The sequence below is a fragment of the Sphingomonas sp. HMP9 genome (genome assembly GCF_013374115.1).
GTDB lineage: Bacteria > Pseudomonadota > Alphaproteobacteria > Sphingomonadales > Sphingomonadaceae > Sphingomonas.
In genome coordinates this window covers 347,660-373,012 of record NZ_AP022673.1, presented here as the reverse complement: position 1 = coordinate 373,012, position 25,353 = coordinate 347,660, and the positions used below count along the sequence as shown (strand labels likewise).

The window sequence follows — 25,353 nt, the reverse complement described above, 5'->3', positions numbered from 1 at the left end:
CATGCATGGTGGAGGTTAAGGGCCGGTTAGTGCTGGCGAGGCGCATCATCGCGGGGGGAGGTGGCTGGCGCTTGCCAGATGGAAAGGGAGGCACGGGAAAACCAGCGTCTCGTGTCCTCCCCCCGTCACCTTCGGTGCTGGCGGGGGAGGATTTCGATGCTACCGCGTGTTGAAGACCGCGCCGAAGATCATGATGCCCTCGGCCGGCTCGGACACGATCACCGTGCCGCCCGCTTCGTCCACGACCGTATGGATCAGGTACGCAGCCGCAGCGCGCGGCGTGACGGACTGTGCGCCCTCGCCTTCGACCAACGTGCGGCGGATCTCGGGGTCGAGCACGATCCGGGTGCCCTCGATCTTCACGACGATCTCGAGCTGTCCGTCATTCTCCTCGCCACCAACTTCCATCGTGCCGCCGCGCACCAGCGATTCGGTTGCGACCAGGACGAGGTTGAGCAACACTTTCACCGCCGACTTCGGCATCGCCGGGGTCTCGACTGCCCACACGAAGGTGATCCGCTTGTTCTCCGCGACCAGCCCCTCGATCGCGGTTCTGGCCTCGTGCGTATCGACCAACTCGCCGAACCCGCCCGCGGCGCCGAACGCGAGGCGGAAGAATTTCAGCTTGCTGGCGGAAGAGCGCGCGCTGTCCGCGAGCAGCTGCATGACACGCTCGCGCATGGCCGGATCGGTTTCGTCGGCGAGCAGTTCGAGCCCGTTGTTGAGCGCGCCGACCGGCGACAACAGGTCGTGGCACAGGCGCGAACACAGCAGGCTCGCGAAATCGACCGGGCTGACCGTCATGAAAATCCCCTAATTCTGGAGCGTCTTGTGGCGGGGGTGCGGACGGTGCGCAAGGGTGGTTGGATCGCGGAGCGGCGCGCGCTCCGACTACACCATGCTCCCGAAAGGCCGGAGCCCGATCAGGAAACATCGCCGACTAGGCGCTGCACGTTGTCGCTCGGGCCTTGGGTACGCTCGATCGCTTCTTCGACGAATGCACCGGCCTCGACCGACCGCCAAGCCCGCGCCGTGCTTCTTCCAAGGATCACCCAGACCGCCCCATCCCCCATCGCCTGCGCTGCATCCCTTGGAGACGGAATCGGCAAGCCCGACGGATGCGAATGATAGTGCCCGATCACCGCGAGCCCCCCACCCCTTGCCCGCCGGTGCGCCGCAAACAGCGCCTTCGGATCGATCTCGAACGTCCGCGCCGGATCCGCCGCGACGTTCGCGCATGCCGCCGCTGCCTCGATCCGTCCCTGTGCCCCGAACAACAGTCCGCAGATCTCCGAATATAGCGATGCGTCTGCCGCTGCGACAAGTTGTGTCAGCACTTCGCTTGAAATAGTCACGCTCATCGCCACATCGCTACGACATGGACCGGGGGGTTTCCATCGTCGAAGCATCGATTACGCCGGCCACCGATGGCTGGAGGCTCGACCGCGCGCTCGCCGAAGTTCTTCCCGACATGTCGCGCGAACGACTGAAGGCGCTGATCGCCGCGGGGCAGGTGACGCTCAACGGCCGTGAATGGCGTGATTCGGCGAAGAAGGCCGCCACCGGACAAGTGTTCGCGGTCGCGATCCCGCCGCCGACGCCGCTGCACAACGAGGCGCAGGATATCCCGCTCGTCGTCGCGTATGAAGACGACGACCTGATCGTGATCGACAAGCCCGCTGGCCTCGTCGTCCACCCCGCCGCAGGCAATTTCGACGGCACGTTGGTCAATGCGCTGCTTCACCACTGCGCCGGCAATTTATCGGGTATCGGCGGCGTCGCGCGGCCTGGCATCGTTCACCGCATCGACAAGGATACGTCTGGGCTGATGATCGCCGCCAAGACAGACCGCGCGCACGAGGGCCTCGCCAAGCAGTTCCACGACCACAGCATAGATCGTCGCTACAGGGCGATCGTCGGCGGTATCCCTCGTCCACCGAGCGGAACGGTCAACGCACCGCTCGCGCGCAGCCCGCAGAACCGGAAGAAGATCGCGATCGTCGAGGGCGGCAAGCGCGCGGTGACGCATTTCTCGACGATCGAAACGCTCCGCGATGCGGCTTTGATCGAGTGTAGGCTCGAGACGGGGCGGACGCATCAGGTCCGCGTGCATATGGCCTCGATCGGCCATGCCTTGTTGGGAGACCCGGTCTATGGTAGAACAAAGCAAGCTCAGAAGTCGTTGCTCGAAACGCTCGGTTTCCGCCGGCAAGCCTTGCACGCGGCGCATCTCGGGTTCATCCATCCGGTGAAAAGTATCGCTTTGGCGTTCGAAAGCGAAATGCCTGCCGACATGCAGGAACTGTTCACCCAGCTTCACGTATAGATAATCGACACTATGCCGCAACGCGGCAATCGGGGGCCGCGGTGCGGCAATCGAGGTCAGCAGAAAGGGATTACGACAATGGCAGCCCGCTCCAACGTTCCAGCGACGATTCCTGCGCTCGGCAGCGAGGCTGGCCTCAATCGCTATCTCGCCGAGATCAAGAAATTCCCGCTGCTCAAACCCGAGCAGGAATATATGCTCGCCAAGCGCTTTCAGGAGCATGGCGATACCGAGGCTGCGGCGCAGCTGGTGACCTCGCATCTTCGTCTCGTGGCGAAGATTGCGATGGGCTATCGCGGCTATGGCCTGCCGACGTCGGAGCTGATCTCCGAAGGTAATATCGGCCTTATGCAGGGCGTGAAGAAGTTTGAGCCCGAGCGCGGTTTCCGTCTCGCCACCTACGCGATGTGGTGGATCCGAGCGTCGATCCAGGAATATATCCTGCGCTCGTGGAGCCTCGTGAAAATGGGCACCACCGCCGCGCAGAAGAAGCTGTTCTTCAACCTGCGTCGGATGAAGAGCCGCCTTGACGCGTTCGAGGACGGCGATCTGCGCCCCGAGCACGTCACCAAGATCGCGACCGATCTGGGCGTCGCGGAGACTGACGTCGTCAGCATGAACCGCCGCATGGCGATGGGCGGTGACACGTCGCTCAACGTGCCGATGCGCGAGGATGGCGAGGGCCAATGGCAGGATTGGCTGCAGGACGACGCGCCGTTGCAGGACAAGATCGTTGCCGATGCGCAGGAGGCGGACGTTCGCCACTCGATGCTGGTGTCGGCGATGGACGATCTCAATGAGCGTGAGCAGCATATCCTCACCGAGCGGCGGCTGACCGACGATCCCAAGACGCTGGAGGAACTGTCGCAGGTCTACGGCGTATCGCGCGAGCGGGTCCGGCAGATCGAAGTGCGCGCGTTCGAGAAGCTCCAGAAGGCAATGATGCGCATCGCCGGCGAGAAGCGCCTGCTGGCGGCGTAAGGTGGCGCGCACCGTCGTCATCGGCGGCGGTGCGGCTGGCATTGCTGCGGCAAGAACGCTGCACGATGCGGGACATGACGTCTTGTTGGTCGAGGCCAGCGAACGCCTCGGCGGCAGAGCTAAAAGCCTTCCTCTCTTCTCCTTGTTCTCCCGCGAAGGCGGGAGCCCAGACTGGGGCCCCGCCTTCGCAGGGCACCATGTCGACGCCGGTTGCGGTTGGCTGCACTCCGCCGGGCGCAATCCGTGGACATCGATTGCGGAGAAAACCGGCTTTACGGTCGACCGTTCGGACACGAACTGGCGTAGCCAGTGGCGCGACCTCGGTTTCCCGCCCGAAGACCAAGCAGCATCCGCCACCGCCTACCAAGACTGGACTGAGCGAGCTCTCGCCGCTCTCGGCGGCCAAGACCGCCCTCTCTCTGACTTCATCGACCCGAGCGATCCGTGGCGCCCGAAGATCGACGCGATCTCCGGTTACGCCAATGGTGCGAACCTTGCGCAGGTGTCGCTCCACGACTGGGCCGCGTACGAAAACGCCGCCACCGACGACAACTGGACGGTCAAGGAAGGCTACGGCACGCTCGTTGCCAGCCATGCCGCCGGCCTGCCGGTCCAACTGTCGACACCAGTGACGCGGATCGACCATAGCGGCCGGCGCATCAAACTCGACACCCCCGCCGGCACGATCGAAGCAGATCATGTCATCGTCTGCGTCCCCACGACCGTGCTCGCGAAGGCGCAGATTGACTTCGACCCGCCACTCTCCGACAAGCATGCCGCGGCCGCCGATCTCCCACTTGGGTTCGCGGACAAGGTCTTCCTCCATGTTGACCGCCCCGAATGGCCCGCCAACGCGCACCTGATCGGCAATCCGTACAGCGCGTGCACCGCGAGCCACCGCCTGTCGCCGTTCGGCTGGCCGATCGTCGAGAGCTTCTTCGGCGGCGATTGCGCGGAGATGCTGGAGGACCGCGACGCCGCGCAGTTCGCGATCGACGAACTCGTCGGATTGCTCGGCAGCGACTGGCGCGCGCACTTCACGCCGCTCGCTGCAACCCGCTGGCGACACGAACCCTATATCGGCGGCAGCTACAGCCATGCGCGGATCGGCCGGGCCGGGCAGCGCGCTGTCCTTGCCGCATCGGTCGATGGCCGCATCCACTTCGCCGGCGAGGCGTGCCACGCGTTCGATTTCTCGACCGCACATGGAGCATACGAGACCGGCGTTACGGCTGCGCGCGCGGTCATTGGCGAGGCCGTGGCGATCGCATAAGGAATGCCGATGGGCTTCCTCCGCATCCTCGCCAAGATCGTCTTCATGTTCGTGCTGGTCACGGTCGCGTGGGTCGGACTGTACCGCTTCGTGCCGGTGCCGTTCACCTGGACGATGATGGGCGACGTCGTCAACGGACACGGCGTGACCAAGGACTGGATGCCGCTGTCGGAAATGGATCCAGACATGGCGCGTGCGGCGATAGCGGGTGAGGATTCGCGGTTCTGTTCGCATCATGGCTTTGATTTCAAGGCGATGGCGGGGGCGGCGGCGCGTAATGCGCAGGGCGGGCGGATCCGCGGTGGATCGACGATCAGCCAGCAGACCGCGAAGAACGCGTTCCTGTTCCAGGGCGGCGGCTATGTGCGCAAAGCGTTCGAGGCGTATTTCACCGTGCTGATCGAAGTGCTGTGGCCGAAGCGGCGGATCATGGAGGTGTATCTCAACATCGCCGAGACCGGGATCGGGACCTACGGCGCGAATGCCGGGGCGATCCGGTATTTCAACCATGATGCTTCGAAGCTTTCGCCGACCGAGGCGGGGCGGATCGCGGCGGTGCTGCCGCTGCCGAAGAAGCGGGCTGCGATCGATCCGCATGGGTTCGTTCGCAAGCATGGGAATACGCTGTCGCGGCGCGTTTCGGTGGTGCGGAACGATGGCTTGGATAGCTGTTTGCGTTCCTGACCCGTACGGCCCGTCATAAGGGTGCCACCCCAGCGTAGGCCGGGGTGGCAGTAGGGATGCAGGCCTTTACTCGGCCCCCGTGTCCTCCCGCGAAGAGGGGATTCCAGACTGGGTCCCGCCTTCGCAGGGAAACCCAACCCACGGTCAGAACGGCAGCTTGAAGCCCGGGGGAAGCTGCAACCCGCTGGTCATCTTCGACATTTCGCTGCCCGAGACCGCATCCGCCTTGGCGCGTGCGTCGTTGAATGCGGCCGTCAGCAGGTCCTCGAGCATCTGCTTTTCGCTCATCTGCATCAGCGAGTCGTCGATCGCGATGTTGATGATGCGGCCCTTGGCGGAGGCCTTGATCTTGACCAGGCCGCCGCCGGATGCGCCCTCGACCTCGATCGTGTCCAGATTGGCCTGCGCCTTTTCCATCTCGCTCTGGACGTTCTGCGCCATGGCGAGGATTTCGTCGATATTCTTCATGCGTTGCTCCTTTGGCCAGGCCACGATTCGAGCTGGGCGTCGGGAAACGCTGCCACCGCGGCCTTCATGATGGGGGATTCGAGAATGGCTTGACGCACCGCGGCGTCGGCGGCGTCCTGCGCCTCGCGCAGCGTCGGCTCGCCGGGTGCATCGACGATCGACACTTTCCACGCCGTCCGAGTCACCGTCTTCAACAGCGCGCCGAGCTCGGCGAGCGTGTCGGCCGACACCGGACGACTGCCGCTGAGCGCGAATTCAGGCGGCGCATAGCTGACGATGCGCGCACCGTGACGAAGGCGTGCGGCGATAGCCAGGCCGCCCGATTCGTCGAGCAGATCGACCAGCGCTTCGAAGGTCGGCGGCAGGATCGGTCCGGTCGCGACCGGTTCGGGTGCCGCGACGGCAGATCCCGCCTTCCAGGGCGGCGTTTCACCGGACGGGGTCGCAGGCGGCGGCGACGTCGATGCGGGTGCAGCCACGGGCGCCGTGCCGCTGGCGATCTGCCGCGCAAGTTCGCCGGGATCGGGGAGCGTCGAGGCGTAGATCGCGCGCAACAGCGCCATCTCGGCGGCCTCGATCGGCAGTGCGGCCTTGGCGACCTCGTCATGCCCCTTGAGGAACAGCTGCCACAGACGGTGCAGCGCGGGGTAGCCAAGCGATGCCGCCCATTCCTCGCGTGCCGCGCGTTCCTCGGCGGGTTGTGCGGCGTCGGGCGGCGTGCCGACCTTGGTCAGCGTGATGCCGTGGACGGTTTCGAGCAGCGAGCGAAGCACCGATAACGGGTCGACGCCGTAATCATATTGGCGGCGCATGGAGGCGAGCGCCCCTGCCCCGTCGCCGGCGAGGATCAGCGTGAGCAGATCGCGCACCGCGCCACGATCGGACAGGCCGAGCATCTGGCGGACCGCATCCGCCGTCACGCCGCCGCCTTCGAGGCCCGCATGCGCGATCGCCTGGTCGAGGATCGACAGGCCGTCGCGCGCAGAGCCTTCCGCTGCGCGCGCGATCAGCATCAGCGCCTCGGGATCGGCGGCGACGCCTTCTTCGCTCGACACCCACGCAAAATGCTTGGCGAGCTGTTCGGCGGAGATGCGGCGCAGGTCGAAACGCTGGCAGCGCGAGAGGACCGTCACCGGGACCTTGTTCACTTCGGTGGTTGCGAACAGGAACTTCACATGCGGCGGCGGCTCCTCGAGCGTCTTCAGCAACGCATTGAACGCGTTCTTCGACAGCATGTGGACTTCGTCGATGATGTAGATCTTGAACCGCGCGGTGACCGCCGAATAGCGCGACGCGTCGATGATCTCACGGACGTCGTCGACGCCGGTATGGCTGGCGGCATCCATCTCGATCACATCGATATGGCGCCCCTCGGCGATCGCGCGGCAGGGTTCGCAGACGCCGCACGGATCGATCGTCGGGCCGCCCTCGCCGTCCGGGCCGATGCAGTTGAGCGCCTTGGCGATCAGCCGCGCGGTCGAGGTCTTCCCGACACCACGCACACCGGTCATCAGGAAGGCGTGCGCCAGCCGGTCGCGCTTGATCGCGTTGCCGAGCGTCTGGACCATCGCATCCTGCCCGATCAGTTCGGAAAAGGTCTGCGGACGGTATTTGCGCGCGAGCACGCGGTAGGCGGCGTCCCCTGTTTGGGCTGGCGCTTTGGCCGGCTGCGGGGGTTCGCCCAGGTCGAAGGAATCTGACATTGCGATCGTCATAGCGGCTGCGGCGCGTGCTGTCGAAGGGGAGTGAAGTATAGAAAGTATAGACGCTCGGAAGGGTCTGCACTTGTGTCGGCAGAGCAGCGTGCCGGGCCGGTTTTGGTGTGGATGTGGAGCATGGACCAAGCCTGGCACAGCGTGACGGTGTAGGACAATGGTTTGGAACGTTTCGGGAACATTCGCGGGTATGCGAAGTCAAGGGTGGCGGTCGTAAATCGAAGCAGGAAGAAAGTGCGCTGCGGCTAAGCCGCAGCGTCAGACGGCGCTTTGCGCCGCTGGCCGCGCTCACATGTCGGTACGACATGTTCGCGGTGGGAGCCGGGACGACCCGCGGCGAAATCGTTGTGGCTGCTTCCTTCCGGATCTGACCAAGTTGGCGACGACCACGTCCGCCCGGCTCCCGCGGCGCATATGGCGGGGTCGGGCGGGATGATCAAGCCGCTTTAAGAGCGGGTGTTGACTTAGCGGTTGTAGCGGACCGTGCGGCAGACGCGCTGGCGGTGATGGTTGCGATAGACGTTGCGGCAGACCTGGCGCGTGCGAACGGCGTGACGACGGTAACCCGGACGGTTGTCGTTGTGCCGCACGACGGTGCGCTCATGGACGACGGTGCGCTGTGCCGAGGCTTCGGCAGCGATGCCGACGGGGGCCAAACCGGTGAGTGCGACGAGACCGGCGGCGGCGAGCGTGAACAATTTCATGATATTCTCCTGCTGGTGCGGGTCCTGCAAAACCCGGCAACCTATGTTAAACTAAAACGCGTCGTTACGGTTCCGTATCAGCGGCGGAAACAGCGGCGAACCGGGCCGTAATAGCCGCGCTCGATGTGGCACACGACGCGCGACCGGCCGTAGCCCCGCGGTCCGCGATAGCCATAGCCGCCACCGCGATAGCCGCCGTATCCGCGATACCCGTGGCGCGGGCCGTCCCAGCCGCGACGCCCGTGCCAGCCGCGACCGCCGCGGGGGCCGTGCCATCCGGGTCCGCCGCGCGGACCGTCCCAACCATGGCGTTGGGCATCGGCGGGAGCCGAGGCGAACAGCGTTCCGGCGGCCAACGCGCCAGCGGCGAACATTGCGATAATCTTCATGTCCGGTACTCCTCTCAAGGCCTCGTACATTGAGGCGATGAGGGGATAATCCACTTTCTGCGGTGGACGTTCCCTGAACCGGCCGTTGTCTTCCTGTAAGCTTTGCTGACCTAAGCGGGAATCCTCACGGTCAGTCCATCCAGGGCTTCGGTAAGGCGGATCTGGCAGGCGAGCCGGCTGGTGCGAGTCGCGTTGTGCGCGAGATCGAGCATGTCCTCCTCGTCCTCGCTCGCAGGCGGCAGGCGGGCGAAGTCGGCGGCGTCGACGATGACGTGGCAGGTCGCGCAGGACAATTGGCCTTCGCAGGTGCCTTCGAGCGGCTGGCCGTCCGCCTGCGCAGCGTCGAGCAGCCGGTCGCCGGGATTGGCCGCGACGCTACCTATGCTGCCGTCACGGGCGATGAAGCGGACAATCATGGCCATTGTGCCTCGGCTGCGGCGACGATCGCATTGATGGCGTCGCGCAGTTCGGTTTCGGTGGTGTAGCGGCCGAAGCCGAGGCGGATGCTCGACCGTGCCTGGGCTTCGGTAAGGCCGATCGCGCGCAGGACGTGGCTCGAACGGCCGGAGCCGCTGGCACAGGCGGATCCGGCGGAGAAGGCGATGTCACGCTGGTCGGACATGAGGCGGTTCACGTCGAGACCTTCGCGGCGGACGTTGAGATTGCCGTGGTAGCGATGTTCGATCGAGCCGTTGATCGTCCAGCCTGGGCCGAGACGGTCGCGGGCCAGCGACCAGAGGCGGTCGAGATGCACTTCGTCTTGGTCCTTGCGATCGGCCATCAGGCGCGCTGCGACGCCGAAGCCTGCGCACAGGGCGGGCGATAGCGTGCCGGAGCGGCCCGGCGCTTCCTGCCCGCCGCCGTGCATCAGGGGGGCGAGGTCTACGCCATCGCGGATCCAGAGCGCGCCGATCCCCTTGGGACCGTGGACCTTGTGTGCCGAGATGGCGATCAGGTCGACGGTGGCGGGGATCGGGACGCGGCCGTAGCCTTGTACTGCATCGCAGAGCATCCGCGCACCAGAGTCGTGAGCGATCTCGGCGAGTGCCGCGATGGGCTGGATGACGCCGATCTCGTTGTTGACGAGCATCGCGGCGACGAGGCCGGTACCGGAGCGTATCGCCGAGCGGGCTGCGTCAAGGTCGACCATGCCGTCCGCACCGACCGGGATTATGGTGACGTCGCGCCCCCTCGCCGCTTCGGCCGCGGCCGTGTCGAGGACGGCCGCATGTTCGCTGGCGAGCGTCACGATCGGACCGCGCGTGCCCTTGATCGCCCAGTTCAGCGCCTCGGTCGCGCCGCTGGTGAAGGCGATGCGGCCGCCGGGGGGGAGCAATGCGGCGACCTGATCGCGGGCGACTTCGACGGCCGCTTTCGCGCGGCGACCTTCGCGGTGGGGCGAATGCGGATTGGCATGCTGCGATTCGAGCCAGGGGAGCATGGCGGCGAGCGCTTCGGGCGCGAGCGGGGTGGTCGCCTGGTAGTCGAGATAGATCATGCGGCGCGCGCTGCCGCATCGTGCGCAAGAGTGCGAAACGCTCGGGCAAACTGGTTCAGTTCTTCGACCGTCGTTGACCAGCCAAGACTGATTCGGATCGTTCGCGCAGCGGCGACGTCCGAAACGCCGAAGGCTGCAAGCGAACGACTAGTCTTCAACGTTCCCGACGAACAAGCGCTGCCGGCAGAGACGGAAAAACCCATGCCATCTAGGCGGATCAACTGTGCGGCCGAAGGCAAATGCTCCATCGCGACGGAAAAGATGTGCGAGCACTGAACGCCGGGCATGTTGATTTCGGCCACCTCGTGCAGCGAGTTCTTGAAATCGAACCGCTGCTCGACGTCAGTCGACCATGAACTTACGACATCAAGCGCTGCGGCAAATCCAAGTACGCCAGGGAGGTTTTCGGTTCCCGCGCGGTAGCCTGACTCGTGACCGCCTGTCGGCTCCAGCATCCCGAAATTTCTGACGAACAGCGCACCCACGCCCGGCGGACCTCCAAGCTTGTGTGCCGACACCACGACCATATCGGCGTCTGGGAGCGGCATCTTCCCGGCCGATTGCGAACAGTCCGCCAGTACCAAACCGCCTGCGTCCTGAACCATTTTGAGAGTTGGCGAGCGGACGTAAGGGAGCAAGGCAGTTCCCGTCTCCGAATTTATCGATTGGATCGCCACGACCGGCGGGGCGCCGGTATCGAGATACTCCGCTAAGAAAACCTCATCCGGCTGGCCATCGATAATCGGCAGAATGTCTGCCCGAGGAGCAGCGCGAAAGACGGCGTCGTGCTCTACGGCAGAAACGAGCTGACGCACCGCCTTCGATCGGCCCAAGCCGATCGCGAGTGCCTCGCTTGCTCCGCTGGTCAGAATCACTTCACCCGTCCAACCCAGAACCGACTTGATCCTCGCTCGCGCATCCTCCAACGCGCGCCGTGCCTCCCGCCCCTCGGCATGCGGCGAGGACGGGTTCGCCCAGCGCGCCATGCCCTCCATCACCGCCGCGATGGCCTCGGGGCGCATCGGCGTGGTGGCGGCGTGATCGAGGTAGATACGCGAGTCGTGACGGGCCAGGGTCGGTTCCAATTGCGAAAAGGGGCTCGGACCTTATATAGCGCGCATATTCCGTCACTCCACCCGAGTGCGCCTCCAGTTCGCGAGTGCCCCATGCCCGAAGTCATTTTCCCCGGTCCCGAAGGCCGCCTCGAAGGTCGTTTTGCGCCGGGTCCACGCCCGCGCGCACCCGTCGCGATGATCCTGCACCCGCATCCATCGGCGGGTGGCACGATGAACAACGCGATCGTGCAGCAGCTGTACAAGACGTTCCAGCGGCGCGGCTTTGCCACGTTGCGGTTCAACTTCCGCGGCGTCGGCAAGAGCCAGGGCGTGTTCGACAATGGCGTCGGCGAATTGAGCGATGCGGCGAGCGCGCTCGATTGGGTGCAGAGCTTCCACCCGGAGGCGCAGACGACCTGGATTGCGGGCGTGAGCTTCGGCGCGTGGATCGGCATGCAGCTGCTGATGCGCCGCCCCGAGATCCGCGGCTTCATCTCGGTCGCGCCGCCGGCGAACCTGTACGACTTCACGTTCCTCGCGCCCTGCCCGTCGAGCGGGATCATCATCCAGGGCGAGGGCGACGAGGTCGCGACGCCGGGTGCCACGCAGAAGCTGGTGGATAAGCTCCGCACGCAGAAGCACATCACGATCCATCACGATACCATCCCGAAGGCGAACCACTTCTTCGAGCACGAGATGCCCGAGCTGATGGGGAGCGTGGACAAGTATCTCGACATGCGCCTCGATCCGAACTCGCCGATCCGGTGAACCTGGCCTTCTCCCCTCGGGGAGAAGGTGGCGCGCTTGCGCCGGATGAGGGGGAGTTGGGGAGAGCGGATCTCTCCCCAACTCCCCTCTCCCTTCCCACCGCAAGTGCGGCGGGCCCCTTCCCTCTCCCCGCAGGGGCGAGAGAGTTAGAGGGTCCAGATCGCTACGTTGGCCAGCAGCACTGCGGCCATCACCAGCATCAGCACGCCCTTTTTCGTGTCGCGCTTCTTCGCGATCAACATGACCCCGCCGATCAGGCAGGCGAACATGCCCAGCATCGCGATGGTGGGCGCTGCCGCCGCGATCGAGATCAGTGCGGCATTCATGCGGCCATCGCCTTTGCATAGGCGGCGATGTCGACGTTGCCGCCGGACAGGATGACCAGCAGCCCGGGTTCGAGCCTCACCTTGCCGGCGAGCACTGCCGCCAATCCGACCGCGCCGCCGGGTTCGATCACCAGCCGTAGCCGTTCCGCCGCCCAACGCTGCGCCGCCGCGATCTCCGATTCGCTGACCGCGACGCCGGTCGCATCGCGGCGGGAGAGGACGTCGAAGGTCAGCGGCGACACGCGTAGGGTCTGGAGCGAATCGCAGGCGGTCGGCGGCGGGTTGGGGCCGACCGGTTCGATCCAGGAGGCCTCCAGCGAACGACGCATGTCGTCCCAGCCCTCGGGTTCGACGACGGTGATGGCGCTGTCCTTCAACGCGAGCGCGATGCCCGCCGACAGACCGCCGCCGCCACACGGGATCACGACACGGCTCGGCACGCCCATGCCGAGCGCTGCCATCTGCGCGGCCGCTTCGATCCCGGTGCTGCCCTGCCCTTCGATGATCCACGGGTCGTCGAAGCTGGGTACCAACGTCGCGCCGCGCGCTTCGGCCAGTCCCGCGGCGATTGCCTCGCGGCTTTCGGTGGCGCGGTCGTAGGTGACGACCTCCGCACCCAGCGCCAGCGTCGACTCGCGCTTCAGGCGCGGCGCGTCCGACGGCATCACGATCGTCGCCGAAATCCCGAGCCGCTTCGCCGCCCACGCCACACCTTGCGCGTGATTGCCCGACGAAAACGCGACCACGCCTTTCTTTCGTGCGACCTCGTCCAAGGCGGTGAGCCGATGCCACGCGCCGCGAATCTTGAACGCGCCGATGGGTTGCAGCGATTCAGCTTTGAAAGCGACCGATACGCCTCTGATTTCGCTGACGGACAAAGGTGTCGGCGGGAGGATCCGGGCGATCTTTTCCGCGGCATCCCGCACACCCGCCCGCGTCGGTTGTCGCAAAATCGTCACACACCGTCTCCTATCCGCCAAACGCTATTTACATGGGGGGCGCGTAACCCTAGATCGCGCTTCCGCTGCCCCATGGGACTTCCAACCGCAAGGCAGTGTTTTTGTAATTTGTCTCAGGACATTGGAGGTCCCTTGAATTGGTTAAGCATCATATCGCGCTGGGGTTAGCGAAAGCCCATTCGACCGCCGACACCTCCCCCATCGGGAGCGGCATCGACATCGCTAAAGGGCGCCCGGTTGATCCGGTCACGCTCGTTCGTCCGCACGCTGCTGCGCGCGCCGCTCGGTTCTTCGTCGAGAAGTTTCCGGGTCGCTCAATGTATGCGGTGAAGGCGAACCCGTCTCCCGAACTCCTGCAGATCCTGTGGGACAACGGCATCACGCATTACGACGTGGCGTCGATCGCCGAAGTGCGCCTGGTCGCGCGGACGCTCCCGCAGGCGACCCTGTGCTTCATGCACCCGGTCAAGGCCGAGGAAGCAGTGCGCGAGGCGTATTTCACGCACGGCGTTCGTACCTTCAGCCTCGACAGCCTCGAAGAGCTCGACAAGGTCGTTCGCGCGACCAACGAAGCGACCGACCTGACGCTGTGCGTCCGGTTGCGCGTGTCGTCCGAACATTCGAAGCTGAGCCTCGCGTCGAAGTTCGGTGCCGCCCCGCATGAAGCCAAGGAGCTGTTGTTCGCAGCCCGCCAGGCGGCGGACGCGCTCGGCATCTGCTTCCATGTCGGTTCGCAGGCGATGACTCCCGAAGCGTATTCGAACGCGATGGAGCGCGTCCGTGCGGCGATCGTCGAGGCGGCGGTCACGGTCGACGTGATCGACGTTGGTGGCGGCTTCCCGTCGTCCTATCCGGGCATGGAGCCCCCGCCGCTCGAGCATTTCTTCGAGACGATCCACCGGTCGTTCGAATCGCTGCCCGTCAGCTATTCGTCCGAGCTGTGGTGCGAGCCGGGCCGCGCGCTGTGTGCGGAATATTCGTCGATTATCGTGCGCGTCGAAAAGCGCCGCGGGACCGAGCTGTACATTAACGACGGCGCGTATGGCGCGCTGTTCGATGCGGCGCATATCGGCTGGCGTTTCCCGGTCGAACTGCTCCGCGAGCCGGAAAGCCGGGCGAAGGACATGGAGTTCAGCTTCTACGGTCCGACGTGCGACGACATGGATTACATGGTCGGCCCGTTCCTGCTGCCCGCCGACACGCAGGCCGGCGATTACATCGAGATCGGCATGCTCGGCGCGTACGGCTCGGCGATGCGGACCGCGTTCAACGGGTTCGGATCGGACGAGACGGTGATCGTCACCGACGAGCCGATGGTCTCGCTGTACGATGAGCGGTTCCAGGACCTCGCGTCGAACGTCGTCAAGCTGTAACCAAGCTTTAGTACCGCGCCCTTCTTCCTCCCCTCCCGTTTACGGGAGGGGTCGGGGGAGGGCTTGTCCGTGAGCGTTGGCGTTCGCGGATATTTCAGTCCCTCCCCTAACCCCTCCCGCAAGCGGAAGGGGGACTTATGGAGCAAATTCACATGACCGAAGACACCCGCATCGACGCGCAGCGCAAGGCTGAGCTCCTGTCCACCACCGTCGAGCATATCGACATCACGAGCTTCGACGCGCGGCCGATCGTCGACGCGATGAAGAAGATGTCGTTCACCAGCCGCGACCTCGGTCGTGCGACCGACATCTACAACCAGATGCTGGCCGACAAGGACTGCACGATCTTCCTCGTGATCGCGGGTTCGACCTCGGCCGGCGGTTGCATGGACCTGTATGCCGAACTGCTGCGCAACAACATGATCGACGGCATCGTCGCGACCGGCGCGACGATCGTCGACATGGATTTCTTCGAGGGCCTCGGCCACAAGCATTATCAGGCGCTCGAAGTACCGCACGACGACGTGCTGCGCTCGCTGATGATCGACCGGATCTACGACACCTATATCGACGAGGAAGAGCTCCAGCACGTCGACCACACGATCTTCGAGATCGCCGAGACGCTCGAGCCGCGCGCCTATTCGAGCCGCGAATTCATCCGCGAGATGGGCAAGTACCTCGTCGAGCACGGCAAGAAGGAGAACAGCCTCGTCAAGCTCGCCTATGAGCATGACGTGCCGATCTTCTGCCCGGCGTTCGTCGACAGCTCGGCAGGTTTCGGGCTCGTCAAGCACCAGGTCGACGCGGTCAAGGCGGGCAAGCCGTACATGGTGCTCGACGCGATCGCCGATTTCCGCGAGCTCACCGAGATCAAGATCAAGGCGGGCACCACCGGGCTTCTCATGATCGGCGGCGGCGTGCCGAAGAACTTCATCCAGGACACCGTCGTCTGCGCCGAGATCCTCGGCCACGACGACGTCCAGGTCCACAAGTACGCGGTGCAGATCACGGTCGCCGACGTGCGCGACGGTGCGTGCTCGTCGTCGACGCTGCAGGAGGCCGCCTCGTGGGGCAAGGTCAACACCGGCATCGAGCAGATGGTGTTCGCCGAAGCGGGTTCGGTCATGCCGCTGCTGGCGTCGGACGCGTATCACCGCGGGCTTTGGAAGGACCGTCCGGTCCGCAAGTGGGGCGCGAGCTTCGACTGAGCCGCTGATCCTCCCCCGCTAGGGGGAGGTGGCGCCGAAGGCGATGGAGGGGGCGGACACGGAACGTAAGTTGCCCTTCCCTCCCCCTCCGTCAGGCTGCGCCTGCCACCTCCCCCTGGCGGGGGAGGATTCAGACATTGCTCCGCACATGTAACTGAGGCAGCCTTCTCCGGATAACCGGGGGAGGCTTTTTCATGCACAGCGACATCCTGCGACCTATGGTCGTGCTGATCGCGTGGACGCTGGTCATGCTGGCCTGGACGCTCGCGACGCGACTACCAGCGATGAAGGCGGCGGGCATCGACATGAGCACCCTCGTCGGTACGAAGGCCGCCGATGCCGACCGGTCGTTGCCGCCACAGGCGCAGTGGAAGGCGCATAATTACAATCATTTGATGGAGCAGCCGACGCTGTTCTACGCGATCTGTACCGTTCTGGCGTTGAGCGGCACGGGAAACGGCCCCAACACCTGGATCGCCTGGGCCTATGTCGGGCTGAGGATCCTGCACAGTCTGGTGCAGTCGACCAGCAACCGCGTCCGCGTCCGCTTCCTGTTCTTCGTCCTGTCGAGCATGATGGTCGCCGCGCTCACGCTACACGCGGCTTTGGCAGTGTTTTGAGGCGGTGGCTCGAGGCGAGACTGGAGAGCCAATGCGAATAATCGCCATTCGCGGCATACGCCCCTCCCCCGACGCCGATCGATCGTCTAGAAATCCGGCATGACCTTTGACCGCCGCTCGCTCCTTGCCCTTCCCCTCGCTGCGGGCCTTACACCTGCCGTCTTCGCGCGGAGTGGGGCACAACGCACTTCCGGCCAGCCACGCGCACCCGAGCTGCCGATCTGGCCCCCTGCCGAGCGGTTCGCGCTATGGCCCGGCATCCCCCCGGGTGCGCCGAACCCGCTGCCTATCCCGCAGCCGCGGATGCCGCGCTACCCCGACGGGTATCGCGACTTCCAGATGCGCGGCGTCGTCCACCCGGAAGTCGGCGTGTTTCGCGCTGCCCGGCCCGACGGTCGCGCGGTGCTGATCGTGCCCGGCGGCGGCTATTCGATCACCTCGCTGCGTAACGAGGGGATCGATGTCGCGCGCGCGTTGAACGCGTTCGGGATCACCGCATTCGTGCTGAGCTACCGCCTGCCGGGCGAAGGGTGGGCGGACCGCGCCGACGTGCCGCTTGCCGACGCGCAGCGCGCGATGCGGTTGATCCGAGCCAATGCGCGCGCCTACGGGATCAAGGCGGAGAAGCTGGGCGTGCTCGGCTTCTCGGCCGGCGGACACCTTGCCGGCTCCGTGGCGGTGCTCCACGACTTCAAGGCGTATCGTCCGGTCGACGCCGCCGACCGGCATTCGGCACGGCCGGCCTGGGCGGGCCTGATGTACGCGGTCTCCAACATGGACCCCGGCCGCAGCCATGGCGGATCGCGCGCCAACCTGCTCGGCCCGGACCCGGTGCCTGCCGTTCAGGCACGCTACGCGATCGACCGCCAATTGAAGGCGGGCGACCCGCCGCTGTTCCTCGTCCATGCCGAGGATGACACCACCGTACCGGTCGCGAACAGTGTCGACACGCTCGCCGCCGCTCGTCGCGCTGGCATTCCGGCGGAAGCACATTTCCTTCAGCATGGCGGCCATGGTTTCGGGACGCGCCTCTCGCCGCGTTCGCCGGGGTCGTTGTGGCCGCAATTGTTCGATCGATGGATGGGCGAATCGGTTATCGGCTGACGGGAAGAGTCAGCATCGTGGACCTATCCGTCTCGACCGACGTTGATCCTGAAAGATCAGGAGCGCGCGATGATTAGTCCGCATACCGAACCCCGCGACGTTTTCCATGAAAACGGCGAGGTTGTGATCGACGGGCCGAACGGGGCGGTCATCGCGATGACTCCCGAAGCTGCGTTGCGTACCGCTGGACGCCTTGACGAAGCCGCGAACGATGAGTTGATTGCGCGTGCACAAGAGCGTGGTACTTTGGTTTGAACGCGCCGATCGTTCGCGTCAGAGCGATACCATCACGAGTTCACCGTCCGACGTAACCGTCGCCGTCACGTTCAGATAATCCTGTATCTTGAGGTGACGGGCATCGGGCCGATGGGTCATCCCATGCGTAGCGGTGATCACCAGAACATCTGCGCCAGCCGCCTCGCCTGCTGTAATACCGGCTGGGGCATCCTCGAACACCAGGCAATCCGTGGCCAGGACGCCCAGCCGTTCGGCTGCGATCAGGAAACAATCCGGGGCGGGCTTGCCGTTTGGAATGTCATCAGCGGCAATCATCGTCGCGGGGATCGGCAGGCCGGCTGCCTTGAGACGCACCTCGGCGAGCGCGCGCGGCGCGGAGGTAACGATCGTCCAGCGCTCGGCCGGCAGGCTGGCGAGGAACGCCGCGGCGCCGGCGATCGGCGCGATGTCGCCCACATCTTCCATCTCGGCAGCGGTGATCGCCGCGGCTTCCACGACCGGATCGACGCCGGGGAGGTTCAGCCGCCGGACCGTCTCGACCGACTGCACCCCGTGGATCGTCGGCACGAACGTCGCGGCGTCGAGGCCATGCGCGATCGCCCATTTTGTCCAGGTACGCTCGGCGGAGGCGATCGAGGTGAGGATCGTGCCGTCCATGTCGAACAGGAATGCGGCGTAGGTGCGAGTGGGGAAGGTCATGAGGGTGCTCGTGATGGGGTTTGGGTCGTGGGGCAAGGGGCCTGTCCACCACCCTGACGGGCTATCTACCACCTCGGCGAAGGCGGGGCCCCAATTGGCATGACCGAGGTAACCACGTGATAACCTCGGTCACAATCGTCCGCCAATTAGGCCCTGGCCTTCGCCGGGGTCGTGGTCGCGGTAGACCGCGCATAAAGAAAAGGCCGCCCCGGTTTCCCGAAGCGGCCAATATTCATGCATCAAGCCAAAGCTTAGATGTCGTCACCGAGTGCGCCCTTGACGCTGCCCTTGACGTTCTGCGCAGTGCCCTTGGCCTGCTGTGCCTCGCCTTCGGCTACCAGACGATCATTATCGGTCGCCTTGCCGACGGCTTCCTTGACGTTGCCTGCAGCCTTGTTGCCTGCTGCTGCGACCTTATCGGTGAATTCGCCCATCAGAGCCTCCATCTGTTTCGCGTCACGCCAGTCGTGCCGCTCTGAACTTGTAAAGGTATAACGGTCATCTTTAACGTGGGTTCCGTGACGTTTGCGTCATGACCCAGTTTGAGAAGCGCGCACTCAGATCAGCCCGGCCAGCGGGCTCGACGGATCCGCATAGCGCCGCTGCCCCATCCGGCCGGCACGATAAGCCAGCCGCCCCGATTCGACCGCGGCCTTCATCGCCGCGGCCATCATCAGCGGATCCTTCGCCTCGGCGATCGCAGTGTTCATCAGCACGCCGTCGCAACCGAGCTCCATCGCCACCGCGGCATCGGACGCGGTGCCGACGCCTGCATCGACCAACACGGGCACCCCTGCCCCCTCGACGATCAGCCGGATCGTCACGCGGTTCTGGATGCCCAGCCCCGAGCCGATCGGCGCGCCCAGCGGCATGATCGCGACCGCGCCCGCATTCTCCAGCCGCTTCGTCGCGATCGGATCGTCGACGCAATAGACCATCGGCTTGAAGCCCTCGTTCGCCAGGATCTCGGTGGCGCGCAACGTCTCGACCATATCGGGATAAAGCGTCTTTGCCTCGCCCAGCACCTCGAGCTTCACCAGCTCCCAGCCGCCTGCCTCGCGCGCCAGCCGCAGCGTGCGAATCGCCGATTCGGCATCGAAGCAGCCCGCGGTGTTGGGCAAATAGGTGATCTTTTTCGGGTCAATGAAGTCTGTCAGCATCGGCGCGTTGCGATCCGACACGTTGACGCGGCGTACGGCGACGGTGACGATCTCCGCGCCCGACACCTCGACGGCGGCGGCGTTCTGCGCGAAATCCTTGTATTTGCCGGTGCCGACGATCAGCCGCGACGTGAATTTCTGCCCGGCGACGGTCCAGCTGTCGGCATGGTCACCGCCGCCGACGAAATGCACGATCTCCAGGTCGTCGCCGTCCTCGACCATGACGTCCGCCAGAGTCGAGCGCGGCACCACTTCCATGTTGCGTTCGACCGCGATCTTCTCGGGAACGAGGCCGAGTTCGGTTGCAAGTGCGGTGAGCGAAAGCCCGGCGGTGACGCGCTTGTGCTCGCCGTTGACGGTGATCGAGACGGTGCCATCGGAATGGGGCATGGGTGTGTGATCCACTATACAGCGAAGGCGCGGCTCGACTTGTCGCGAGACGGGCCTGTAAGGAATGGCGTGACACGCATATAGAGACCGCGCCGCAGCGCCCGCAACCGAAAGGCCGACCTTGCCCGATACGATATTCGTCCTGAACGGCCCCAACCTCAACCTGCTGGGGACGCGCGAGCCGGAGATCTATGGCGACGAGACGCTCGACGACATCGCCGGGATGCTCGAGGATCGCGCGCGCGAACTCGACCTGACGATCGACATGCGCCAGTCGAATCACGAGGGGCACCTCGTCGACTGGATCCAGGAAGCGCAGGCGCGCGGCGCCAAGGCGGTGATCCTCAACGCCGGCGCGTTCACGCACACCTCGGTCGCGGTCCATGACGCGATCAAGGGCGTGAAGACGCCGGTGATCGAAGTGCATCTTTCCAATCCCCATACGCGCGAATCGTTCAGGCACGTCAGCCTGGTCGGCCAGGCGTCGAAGGGTACGATCGCGGGTTTCGGCGCGCTTTCGTATCTGCTCGCGCTTGAAGCCGTCGCACGGTTCTGACAGGAGGCCCCGCCATGACCGACAATACAGAAAACACCGGTGCGATGCAGGTCGATGTGACCCTGGTGCGCCAGCTCGCCGAACTCCTCGACACCACGCAGCTGACCGAGATCGAAGTCGAGGACGGTTCGCGCCGGATCCGCGTCGCGCGCAAGGCCGCCCAGGCCGCGCCCGTCGCGCATTACGCGCCCGCCCCCGCGGCGGCCCCCGTCTCCGCACCGCTCGCGATCCCGCAGGCCGAGGTCGGCGCGTCGGCCCCGGCGATCAGCGCGAGCGCGGTGAAATCGCCGATGGTCGGCACCGTCTATCTCGCCGCCAACCCCGAGGCGAAGCCGTTCTCGACCATCGGCCAGAAGGTCAATGCGGGCGACACGCTGCTGATCATCGAGGCGATGAAGGTGATGAACACGATCGTCGCGCCGTCGGCCGGCACCGTCACCGCGATTCTCGTCGAGAACGGCCAGCCGGTCGAGTTCGACCAGCCGCTGGTCGTGGTGGAATAATGCCGCAAATCAAGAAGCTGCTCATTGCGAACCGCGGCGAGATCGCGCTGCGGATCCACCGTGCCTGCCATGAGATGGGCATCAAGACGGTGGCGGTCCATTCGACCGCCGACGCCGACGCGATGCACGTGCGGCTCGCGGACGAGGCGATCTGCATCGGACCGCCGTCGGCCACCGACAGCTATCTGAACATCCCCAACATCATCTCGGCGGCCGAGATTTCGGGCGCTGACGCGATCCATCCGGGCTACGGTTTTCTCAGCGAGAACGCACAGTTCGCCGAGATCGTTGAGCTGCACAACATCCTGTTCGTCGGCCCCAAGCCCGAGCACATCCGCACGATGGGCGACAAGGTTCAGGCCAAGCGCACGGCAGGCGCGCTCGGGCTGCCGCTCGTCCCCGGCTCCGACGGCGCGATCAGTGACATCGCCGAGGCCAAGCGAATCGCCGAATCGATCGGCTATCCGGTGATCATCAAGGCCGCGTCGGGCGGTGGTGGTCGCGGCATGAAGGTCGTCAACGATCCCGAAGACCTCGAAACGCAGATGCAGCAGGCGGGCAGCGAGGCGAAGGCCGCGTTCGGCGACGCCACCGTCTACATGGAAAAATACCTCGGCAATCCGCGGCATATCGAATTCCAGATCTTCGGCGACGGCAACGGCAACGCGATCCATCTCGGCGAGCGCGACTGCTCGCTCCAGCGCCGCCATCAGAAGGTGCTCGAGGAAGCCCCCTCGCCGATCATCACCGCCGAAGAACGCGAGCGGATGGGCGGCATCGTCGCCAAGGCGATGGCCGACATGGCCTATCGCGGCGCCGGGACGATCGAGTTCCTGTGGGAAGCGGGCGAATTCTATTTCATCGAGATGAACACGCGGCTCCAGGTCGAGCATCCGGTGACCGAGATGATCACCGGCCTCGATCTGGTCCGCGAACAGATCCGGGTTGCCGAGGGGCATCCGCTGACGCTGCGCCAGGAAGACGTCCAGTTCCGCGGCCATGCGATCGAATGCCGCATCAACGCCGAAGACCCGCGCACCTTCGCGCCGTCGCCGGGGCTGGTGAAGGTGTATCACGCGCCGGGCGGGATGCACGTCCGCGTCGATAGCGGGCTGTATGCCGGCTACCGCGTGCCACCATATTACGACTCGATGATCGCCAAGCTGATCGTCTACGGCACGACCCGCCAGGGCGCGCTGCGCCGGTTGCGGCGTGCGCTCGAGGAGATGGTGATCGAGGGCGTCACGACGACGATCCCCTTGCATCGCGCGCTGCTCGACGATGCCGAGTTCCAGGAAGGCGCGTACACGATCAAGTGGCTGGAAGAGTGGCTCGCTAAGCAGGGGGCGTAGTCTTCCCTGCAACTTGGATTGTTCTCCCGCAAAGGCGGGAGAACAAGAGGCGGGCGGGACACGTGTTCTGGCCCGGGTGAGTTCGATAACGACGGAGCATGCGTGAAGGCGACGATCTACCATAACCCACGCTGCTCCAAGTCGCGCGAGGCGCTCGCCCTGCTGCAGGACGCGGGCGCGGACGTCACGATCGTCGAATATCTGAAGACTCCCCCCTCCCGCGCGGACCTCGTCCGCCTCTACGACCGCGCCGGCATGACGCCGCGCCAGGGTCTCCGTATGGCCGAAGACGGCGCCAAGGCGGTCAAGCATGGCGATGCCGACGCGATCCTCGACGCGATGATGATCGATCCGCTGCTGATCGAACGCCCGCTGGTCGAGACCGACAAGGGCGTGCGCCTTGGCCGCCCGATCGCGCGGCTGCACGAGATCCTGTGATCGATACCCCTGCCCTCGCATTGCGCACGCAGCCAGCGATTGCCGCAATTTCGGGCAGTGAAATCAACGATATTCCGCGGTTGCCCAAGGGCGCCGCGGCTGGCACGTTTGGTGCAAGGCGCCCGGAAGGGCGAACGGCTCACCCGCAAGGGCGAGGCTTTCAACGACAACCGGGGGCGTACCTGTGAAAAAGATCGAAGCCATCATCAAGCCGTTCAAGCTCGATGAGGTGAAGGAAGCGCTGCACGAGATCGGCGTGAGCGGCATCACCGTGACCGAGGCCAAGGGTTTCGGCCGGCAGAAGGGCCATACCGAGCTGTACCGCGGCGCGGAATATGTCGTCGACTTCCTGCCGAAGGTGAAGCTCGAGGTCGTGGTCGAGGACGGTCTGGCACAGCGCGTCGTCGAGGCGATCGCCGCAGCCGCGCAGACCGGCCGGATCGGCGACGGCAAGATCTTCGTCATCCCGGTCGAGAGCGCGCTGCGCATCCGCACCGGCGAGCGCGACGACGACGCAATCTAGTTCAGAGCACGCATACGGCGTTGACGACTTCCCCGTTGACGGGGGGTGACGACATCGTCATTTGACGCAGCGCAACATTGTGTGGAAATCACGTTCCATACCGCAATTAGATTCCCCGCACGACGCGGTGGAAGTCTCAAGACGAAGGGCAAGCATCATGGCGAATTCGGCCTCCGACGTTCTCAATATGATCAAGGACCAGGAGATCGAGTGGGTCGATCTGCGGTTCACCGATCCCAAGGGCAAGTGGCAGCACCTCACGATGGTCGCCAGCCTGATCGGCGAAGACGAGCTGACCGACGGCCTGATGTTCGACGGATCGTCGATCGAGGGCTGGAAGGCGATCAACGAGAGCGACATGACGCTCAAGCCCGATCTCGACGCGGTCTATGTCGATCCGTTCTCGGCGACGCCGATGATGATCCTGATCTGCGACATCGCCGATCCGTCGACCGGCGAGCTGTACGCGCGCGATCCGCGCTCGACCGCCAAGCGCGCCGAGGCGTATCTGCTGACCACCGGCGTCGGCGACACGGTCTATGTCGGCCCCGAAGCCGAATTCTTCATGTTCGACGATGTCCGCTTCGAGAACAGCTATTCGACCAGCTATTACAAGATCGACGATATCGAGCTGCCGGGCAATTCGGGTCGCGAATATGAGGGCGGCAACCTCGGCCATCGTCCGCGCGCCAAGGGCGGCTATTTCCCCGTGGCGCCGGTCGATAGCGCGGTCGACATCCGCGGCGAGATGGTCTCGACGATGATCGAGATGGGCCTGCCCTGCGACAAGCATCACCACGAGGTCGCGGCCGCACAGCATGAGCTGGGCCTGACCTTCGGCACGCTGACGCAGACCGCGGATCGCATGCAGATCTACAAGTACGTCGTTCATCAGGTCGCGCATGCGTACGGCAAGACGGCGACGTTCATGCCCAAGCCGATCAAGGAAGATAACGGCTCGGGGATGCACACGCATTTCTCGATCTGGGAAGGCAAGACGCCGCTGTTCGCCGGCAACGGCTATGCGGGCCTCAGCGACATGTGCCTGTATTTCATCGGCGGCATCATCAAGCACGCCAAGGCGGTCAACGCGTTCACCAACCCGTCGACCAACAGCTACAAGCGCCTCGTCCCCGGCTACGAAGCACCGGTGCTGCTCGCCTATTCGGCGCGCAACCGCTCGGCATCGTGCCGCATTCCGTACGGCACCGGCCCCAAGGCGAAGCGCGTCGAAGTGCGGTTCCCCGATGCGCTCGCCAACCCGTATCTCGCTTACGCGGCGCTGATGATGGCCGGCATGGACGGCATCCTCAACAAGATCCATCCGGGCGAGGCGATGGACAAGAACCTGTACGACCTGCCGCCGGCAGAGCTCGCGCAGGTCCCGACCGTCGCGGGTTCGCTCCGCGAGGCGCTCGACTGCCTGCTCGCCGATCACGACTTCCTGCTCAAGGGCGACGTGTTCTCGAAGGACCAGATCGAGAGCTATGTCGAGATCAAGCGCGCCGAAGTCGCACGCTGGGAAATGACGCCGAGCCCGGTCGAGTATGACATGTACTACAGCGGCTGAGCGGCCGAGCCGGCAGCGGTGCGCGAAAGCGCACGGCCGCTGTCGGCCGGCGTCGCGAACCGCGACGACCGACGACGTGGCTTCGCCACGTCGCTGACTGGAAAAGAGGGCGTCCGGAGCAATCCGGGCGCCCTCTTTGTTTATAAGCAATCCAAGCAGGCCCTCACACTTCTTACCGGCAAGTTCGGATGTGGAGAAGCGATAGCAACACCGCCCTTCCCGTCATTCCCGCGCAGGCGGGAACCCATACTGGCTGACGGCACGATCGAAGCGCGAGTGATCGAGTTTATGGATCCCCGCCTGCGCGGGGATGACGACGGGGTCGGCGATGACACAAAGGCATGGCCCAGAGTGCCCTCACCAAGCTTGTTTCCCCGCGAAGGCGGGGACCCAGTCTGGGCTCCCGCCTTCGCGGGAGAACAAGAGGGCGTAGACCTCGGTTAACTTCCCATGCCGCGTTCGATTGATCGACCA

The 25,353-nt window shown here is 65.0% G+C and carries 30 protein-coding genes and 1 other RNA gene; 16 read left to right on the top strand and 15 right to left on the bottom strand.

The annotated features are described in order from the left end of the window. Positions 1–159: 159 nt before the first annotated feature. Complete coding sequence (locus HMP09_RS01785; RefSeq protein ID WP_176498932.1) at positions 160–804, bottom strand: histidine phosphotransferase family protein; 645 nt, start codon at positions 802–804, stop codon at positions 160–162. A 119-nt stretch (positions 805–923) separates the two neighbouring features. Continuing rightward, positions 924–1,337, bottom strand: coding sequence for a M67 family metallopeptidase (locus HMP09_RS01780; RefSeq protein WP_332103259.1), 414 nt, complete (start codon positions 1,335–1,337; stop codon positions 924–926). Between the two features lie 41 nt (positions 1,338–1,378). On the opposite strand from HMP09_RS01780, the gene HMP09_RS01775 reads away from it, so the two are divergent. The 4 genes from HMP09_RS01775 to mtgA all read left to right on the top strand — a co-directional run bounded on the left by HMP09_RS01775 (position 1,379) and on the right by mtgA (position 5,264). Beyond that, complete coding sequence (locus HMP09_RS01775; protein ID WP_176498930.1) at positions 1,379–2,326, top strand: RluA family pseudouridine synthase; 948 nt, start codon at positions 1,379–1,381, stop codon at positions 2,324–2,326. Between the two features lie 78 nt (positions 2,327–2,404). Next, a complete protein-coding gene (gene rpoH, locus HMP09_RS01770; protein ID WP_056048373.1) occupies positions 2,405–3,307 on the top strand; it encodes an RNA polymerase sigma factor RpoH in 903 nt (300 codons plus the stop codon). Between the two features lies 1 nt (position 3,308). Next, complete coding sequence (locus tag HMP09_RS01765; protein WP_176498929.1) at positions 3,309–4,580, top strand: flavin monoamine oxidase family protein; 1,272 nt, start codon at positions 3,309–3,311, stop codon at positions 4,578–4,580. Positions 4,581–4,589: 9 nt separating this feature from the next. Further along, positions 4,590–5,264, top strand: coding sequence for a monofunctional biosynthetic peptidoglycan transglycosylase (gene mtgA, locus HMP09_RS01760; RefSeq protein ID WP_176501511.1), 675 nt, complete (start codon positions 4,590–4,592; stop codon positions 5,262–5,264). A 144-nt stretch (positions 5,265–5,408) separates the two neighbouring features. Here mtgA and HMP09_RS01755 read toward each other — a convergent pair whose 3' ends face one another. The 8 genes from HMP09_RS01755 to HMP09_RS01720 all read right to left on the bottom strand — a co-directional run bounded on the left by HMP09_RS01755 (position 5,409) and on the right by HMP09_RS01720 (position 11,060). Next, entirely contained in the window at positions 5,409–5,732 is a 324-nt protein-coding gene (locus tag HMP09_RS01755) for a YbaB/EbfC family nucleoid-associated protein (RefSeq protein WP_176498928.1), read from the bottom strand. Then, positions 5,729–7,435: a DNA polymerase III subunit gamma/tau gene (locus HMP09_RS01750; RefSeq protein ID WP_176498927.1), complete on the bottom strand. Its 1,707-nt coding sequence runs from the start codon at positions 7,433–7,435 to the stop codon at positions 5,729–5,731. Before HMP09_RS01750 ends, HMP09_RS01755 begins: the two co-directional genes overlap by 4 nt. A gap of 324 nt (positions 7,436–7,759) precedes the next feature. Continuing rightward, positions 7,760–7,853, bottom strand: an RNA gene (ffs, locus tag HMP09_RS01745) — signal recognition particle sRNA small type. A 58-nt stretch (positions 7,854–7,911) separates the two neighbouring features. Further along, positions 7,912–8,151: a hypothetical protein gene (locus tag HMP09_RS01740; RefSeq protein WP_176498926.1), complete on the bottom strand. Its 240-nt coding sequence runs from the start codon at positions 8,149–8,151 to the stop codon at positions 7,912–7,914. A gap of 77 nt (positions 8,152–8,228) precedes the next feature. Further along, entirely contained in the window at positions 8,229–8,540 is a 312-nt protein-coding gene (locus tag HMP09_RS01735) for a hypothetical protein (RefSeq protein ID WP_176498925.1), read from the bottom strand. A gap of 110 nt (positions 8,541–8,650) precedes the next feature. Further along, positions 8,651–8,956 carry a 2Fe-2S iron-sulfur cluster-binding protein gene (locus tag HMP09_RS01730; RefSeq protein WP_176501509.1) on the bottom strand — a complete coding sequence of 102 codons (306 nt, stop codon included), beginning with the start codon at positions 8,954–8,956 and terminating at the stop codon, positions 8,651–8,653. Further along, the gene (locus HMP09_RS01725; protein ID WP_176498924.1) at positions 8,953–10,038 is read right to left on the bottom strand and encodes a cysteine desulfurase family protein; all 1,086 of its coding nucleotides are present in this window, start codon (positions 10,036–10,038) and stop codon (positions 8,953–8,955) included. The genes HMP09_RS01730 and HMP09_RS01725 overlap by 4 nt, the downstream gene beginning before the upstream one ends. After that, positions 10,035–11,060, bottom strand: coding sequence for a cysteine desulfurase family protein (locus tag HMP09_RS01720; RefSeq protein ID WP_176501510.1), 1,026 nt, complete (start codon positions 11,058–11,060; stop codon positions 10,035–10,037). The genes HMP09_RS01725 and HMP09_RS01720 overlap by 4 nt, the downstream gene beginning before the upstream one ends. A gap of 144 nt (positions 11,061–11,204) precedes the next feature. Here HMP09_RS01720 and HMP09_RS01715 point away from each other — a divergent pair, with 144 nt between their 5' ends. Then, a complete protein-coding gene (locus HMP09_RS01715) occupies positions 11,205–11,861 on the top strand; it encodes an alpha/beta hydrolase (RefSeq protein WP_128453102.1) in 657 nt (218 codons plus the stop codon). A gap of 146 nt (positions 11,862–12,007) precedes the next feature. Here the strand turns inward: HMP09_RS01715 and HMP09_RS01710 are convergent, their stop codons facing one another. Next, positions 12,008–12,187, bottom strand: coding sequence for a hypothetical protein (locus HMP09_RS01710; RefSeq protein ID WP_176498923.1), 180 nt, complete (start codon positions 12,185–12,187; stop codon positions 12,008–12,010). Further along, on the bottom strand, positions 12,184–13,146 hold the full coding sequence (locus HMP09_RS01705) for a threonine ammonia-lyase (RefSeq protein ID WP_176498922.1): 963 nt from the start codon (positions 13,144–13,146) through the stop codon (positions 12,184–12,186). The genes HMP09_RS01710 and HMP09_RS01705 overlap by 4 nt, the downstream gene beginning before the upstream one ends. A 137-nt stretch (positions 13,147–13,283) precedes the next feature. On the opposite strand from HMP09_RS01705, the gene HMP09_RS01700 reads away from it, so the two are divergent. The 5 genes from HMP09_RS01700 to HMP09_RS01680 all read left to right on the top strand — a co-directional run bounded on the left by HMP09_RS01700 (position 13,284) and on the right by HMP09_RS01680 (position 17,706). Beyond that, positions 13,284–14,519 (top strand): type III PLP-dependent enzyme, encoded by a 1,236-nt coding sequence (locus HMP09_RS01700; RefSeq protein WP_176498921.1) that lies wholly within the window; start codon positions 13,284–13,286, stop codon positions 14,517–14,519. A 152-nt stretch (positions 14,520–14,671) separates the two neighbouring features. After that, complete coding sequence (locus HMP09_RS01695) at positions 14,672–15,727, top strand: 1,9-bis(guanidino)-5-aza-nonane synthase (protein ID WP_107955180.1); 1,056 nt, start codon at positions 14,672–14,674, stop codon at positions 15,725–15,727. 194 nt (positions 15,728–15,921) lie between these two features. Continuing rightward, on the top strand, positions 15,922–16,347 hold the full coding sequence (locus HMP09_RS01690; RefSeq protein ID WP_176498920.1) for an MAPEG family protein: 426 nt from the start codon (positions 15,922–15,924) through the stop codon (positions 16,345–16,347). Positions 16,348–16,446: 99 nt separating this feature from the next. Further along, positions 16,447–17,451 carry an alpha/beta hydrolase gene (locus HMP09_RS01685; RefSeq protein WP_176498919.1) on the top strand — a complete coding sequence of 335 codons (1,005 nt, stop codon included), beginning with the start codon at positions 16,447–16,449 and terminating at the stop codon, positions 17,449–17,451. A 42-nt stretch (positions 17,452–17,493) separates the two neighbouring features. Continuing rightward, positions 17,494–17,706 carry a hypothetical protein gene (locus HMP09_RS01680; protein ID WP_176498918.1) on the top strand — a complete coding sequence of 71 codons (213 nt, stop codon included), beginning with the start codon at positions 17,494–17,496 and terminating at the stop codon, positions 17,704–17,706. An 18-nt stretch (positions 17,707–17,724) separates the two neighbouring features. Here HMP09_RS01680 and HMP09_RS01675 read toward each other — a convergent pair whose 3' ends face one another. The 3 genes from HMP09_RS01675 to thiS form a co-directional block, all read right to left on the bottom strand. Beyond that, a complete protein-coding gene (locus HMP09_RS01675; protein ID WP_176498917.1) occupies positions 17,725–18,387 on the bottom strand; it encodes an HAD-IA family hydrolase in 663 nt (220 codons plus the stop codon). 251 nt (positions 18,388–18,638) lie between these two features. Then, positions 18,639–18,821 (bottom strand): CsbD family protein, encoded by a 183-nt coding sequence (locus HMP09_RS01670; protein ID WP_176498916.1) that lies wholly within the window; start codon positions 18,819–18,821, stop codon positions 18,639–18,641. A gap of 123 nt (positions 18,822–18,944) precedes the next feature. Continuing rightward, positions 18,945–19,937 carry a sulfur carrier protein ThiS gene (gene thiS, locus HMP09_RS01665; protein ID WP_176498915.1) on the bottom strand — a complete coding sequence of 331 codons (993 nt, stop codon included), beginning with the start codon at positions 19,935–19,937 and terminating at the stop codon, positions 18,945–18,947. Between the two features lie 121 nt (positions 19,938–20,058). On the opposite strand from thiS, the gene aroQ reads away from it, so the two are divergent. The 6 genes from aroQ to glnA all read left to right on the top strand — a co-directional run bounded on the left by aroQ (position 20,059) and on the right by glnA (position 24,879). Continuing rightward, entirely contained in the window at positions 20,059–20,493 is a 435-nt protein-coding gene (gene aroQ / locus HMP09_RS01660; RefSeq protein ID WP_055875951.1) for a type II 3-dehydroquinate dehydratase, read from the top strand. Positions 20,494–20,507: 14 nt separating this feature from the next. Further along, the gene (accB, locus tag HMP09_RS01655) at positions 20,508–20,996 is read left to right on the top strand and encodes an acetyl-CoA carboxylase biotin carboxyl carrier protein (RefSeq protein WP_176498914.1); all 489 of its coding nucleotides are present in this window, start codon (positions 20,508–20,510) and stop codon (positions 20,994–20,996) included. Further along, positions 20,996–22,348, top strand: coding sequence for an acetyl-CoA carboxylase biotin carboxylase subunit (gene accC / locus HMP09_RS01650; RefSeq protein WP_176498913.1), 1,353 nt, complete (start codon positions 20,996–20,998; stop codon positions 22,346–22,348). Before accB ends, accC begins: the two co-directional genes overlap by 1 nt. Positions 22,349–22,450: 102 nt before the next feature. Beyond that, a complete protein-coding gene (locus tag HMP09_RS01645) occupies positions 22,451–22,786 on the top strand; it encodes an arsenate reductase family protein (protein WP_176498912.1) in 336 nt (111 codons plus the stop codon). 184 nt (positions 22,787–22,970) lie between these two features. After that, on the top strand, positions 22,971–23,309 hold the full coding sequence (locus HMP09_RS01640; protein ID WP_055875939.1) for a P-II family nitrogen regulator: 339 nt from the start codon (positions 22,971–22,973) through the stop codon (positions 23,307–23,309). Positions 23,310–23,466: 157 nt separating this feature from the next. After that, entirely contained in the window at positions 23,467–24,879 is a 1,413-nt protein-coding gene (gene glnA / locus HMP09_RS01635; RefSeq protein ID WP_176498911.1) for a type I glutamate--ammonia ligase, read from the top strand. Positions 24,880–25,353: the final 474 nt, after the last annotated feature.

Excerpts from the sequence above, each read along its gene's own strand:
- HMP09_RS01785 (WP_176498932.1), bottom strand. The coding sequence starts at position 804 with ATGACGGTCAGCCCGGTCGATTTCGCGAGCCTGCTGTGTTCGCGCCTG.
- HMP09_RS01775 (WP_176498930.1), top strand. The coding sequence starts at position 1,379 with ATGGACCGGGGGGTTTCCATCGTCGAAGCATCGATTACGCCGGCCACC.
- rpoH (WP_056048373.1), top strand. The coding sequence starts at position 2,405 with ATGGCAGCCCGCTCCAACGTTCCAGCGACGATTCCTGCGCTCGGCAGC.
- mtgA (WP_176501511.1), top strand. The coding sequence starts at position 4,590 with ATGGGCTTCCTCCGCATCCTCGCCAAGATCGTCTTCATGTTCGTGCTG.
- HMP09_RS01755 (WP_176498928.1), bottom strand. The coding sequence starts at position 5,732 with ATGAAGAATATCGACGAAATCCTCGCCATGGCGCAGAACGTCCAGAGC.
- HMP09_RS01750 (WP_176498927.1), bottom strand. The coding sequence starts at position 7,435 with ATGTCAGATTCCTTCGACCTGGGCGAACCCCCGCAGCCGGCCAAAGCG.
- HMP09_RS01740 (WP_176498926.1), bottom strand. The coding sequence starts at position 8,151 with ATGAAATTGTTCACGCTCGCCGCCGCCGGTCTCGTCGCACTCACCGGT.
- HMP09_RS01735 (WP_176498925.1), bottom strand. The coding sequence starts at position 8,540 with ATGAAGATTATCGCAATGTTCGCCGCTGGCGCGTTGGCCGCCGGAACG.
- HMP09_RS01730 (WP_176501509.1), bottom strand. The coding sequence starts at position 8,956 with ATGATTGTCCGCTTCATCGCCCGTGACGGCAGCATAGGTAGCGTCGCG.
- HMP09_RS01725 (WP_176498924.1), bottom strand. The coding sequence starts at position 10,038 with ATGATCTATCTCGACTACCAGGCGACCACCCCGCTCGCGCCCGAAGCG.
- HMP09_RS01720 (WP_176501510.1), bottom strand. The coding sequence starts at position 11,060 with ATGCGCCCCGAGGCCATCGCGGCGGTGATGGAGGGCATGGCGCGCTGG.
- HMP09_RS01715 (WP_128453102.1), top strand. The coding sequence starts at position 11,205 with ATGCCCGAAGTCATTTTCCCCGGTCCCGAAGGCCGCCTCGAAGGTCGT.
- HMP09_RS01710 (WP_176498923.1), bottom strand. The coding sequence starts at position 12,187 with ATGAATGCCGCACTGATCTCGATCGCGGCGGCAGCGCCCACCATCGCG.
- HMP09_RS01695 (WP_107955180.1), top strand. The coding sequence starts at position 14,672 with ATGACCGAAGACACCCGCATCGACGCGCAGCGCAAGGCTGAGCTCCTG.
- HMP09_RS01690 (WP_176498920.1), top strand. The coding sequence starts at position 15,922 with ATGCACAGCGACATCCTGCGACCTATGGTCGTGCTGATCGCGTGGACG.
- HMP09_RS01685 (WP_176498919.1), top strand. The coding sequence starts at position 16,447 with ATGACCTTTGACCGCCGCTCGCTCCTTGCCCTTCCCCTCGCTGCGGGC.
- HMP09_RS01675 (WP_176498917.1), bottom strand. The coding sequence starts at position 18,387 with ATGACCTTCCCCACTCGCACCTACGCCGCATTCCTGTTCGACATGGAC.
- HMP09_RS01670 (WP_176498916.1), bottom strand. The coding sequence starts at position 18,821 with ATGGGCGAATTCACCGATAAGGTCGCAGCAGCAGGCAACAAGGCTGCA.
- thiS (WP_176498915.1), bottom strand. The coding sequence starts at position 19,937 with ATGCCCCATTCCGATGGCACCGTCTCGATCACCGTCAACGGCGAGCAC.
- accB (WP_176498914.1), top strand. The coding sequence starts at position 20,508 with ATGACCGACAATACAGAAAACACCGGTGCGATGCAGGTCGATGTGACC.
- accC (WP_176498913.1), top strand. The coding sequence starts at position 20,996 with ATGCCGCAAATCAAGAAGCTGCTCATTGCGAACCGCGGCGAGATCGCG.
- glnA (WP_176498911.1), top strand. The coding sequence starts at position 23,467 with ATGGCGAATTCGGCCTCCGACGTTCTCAATATGATCAAGGACCAGGAG.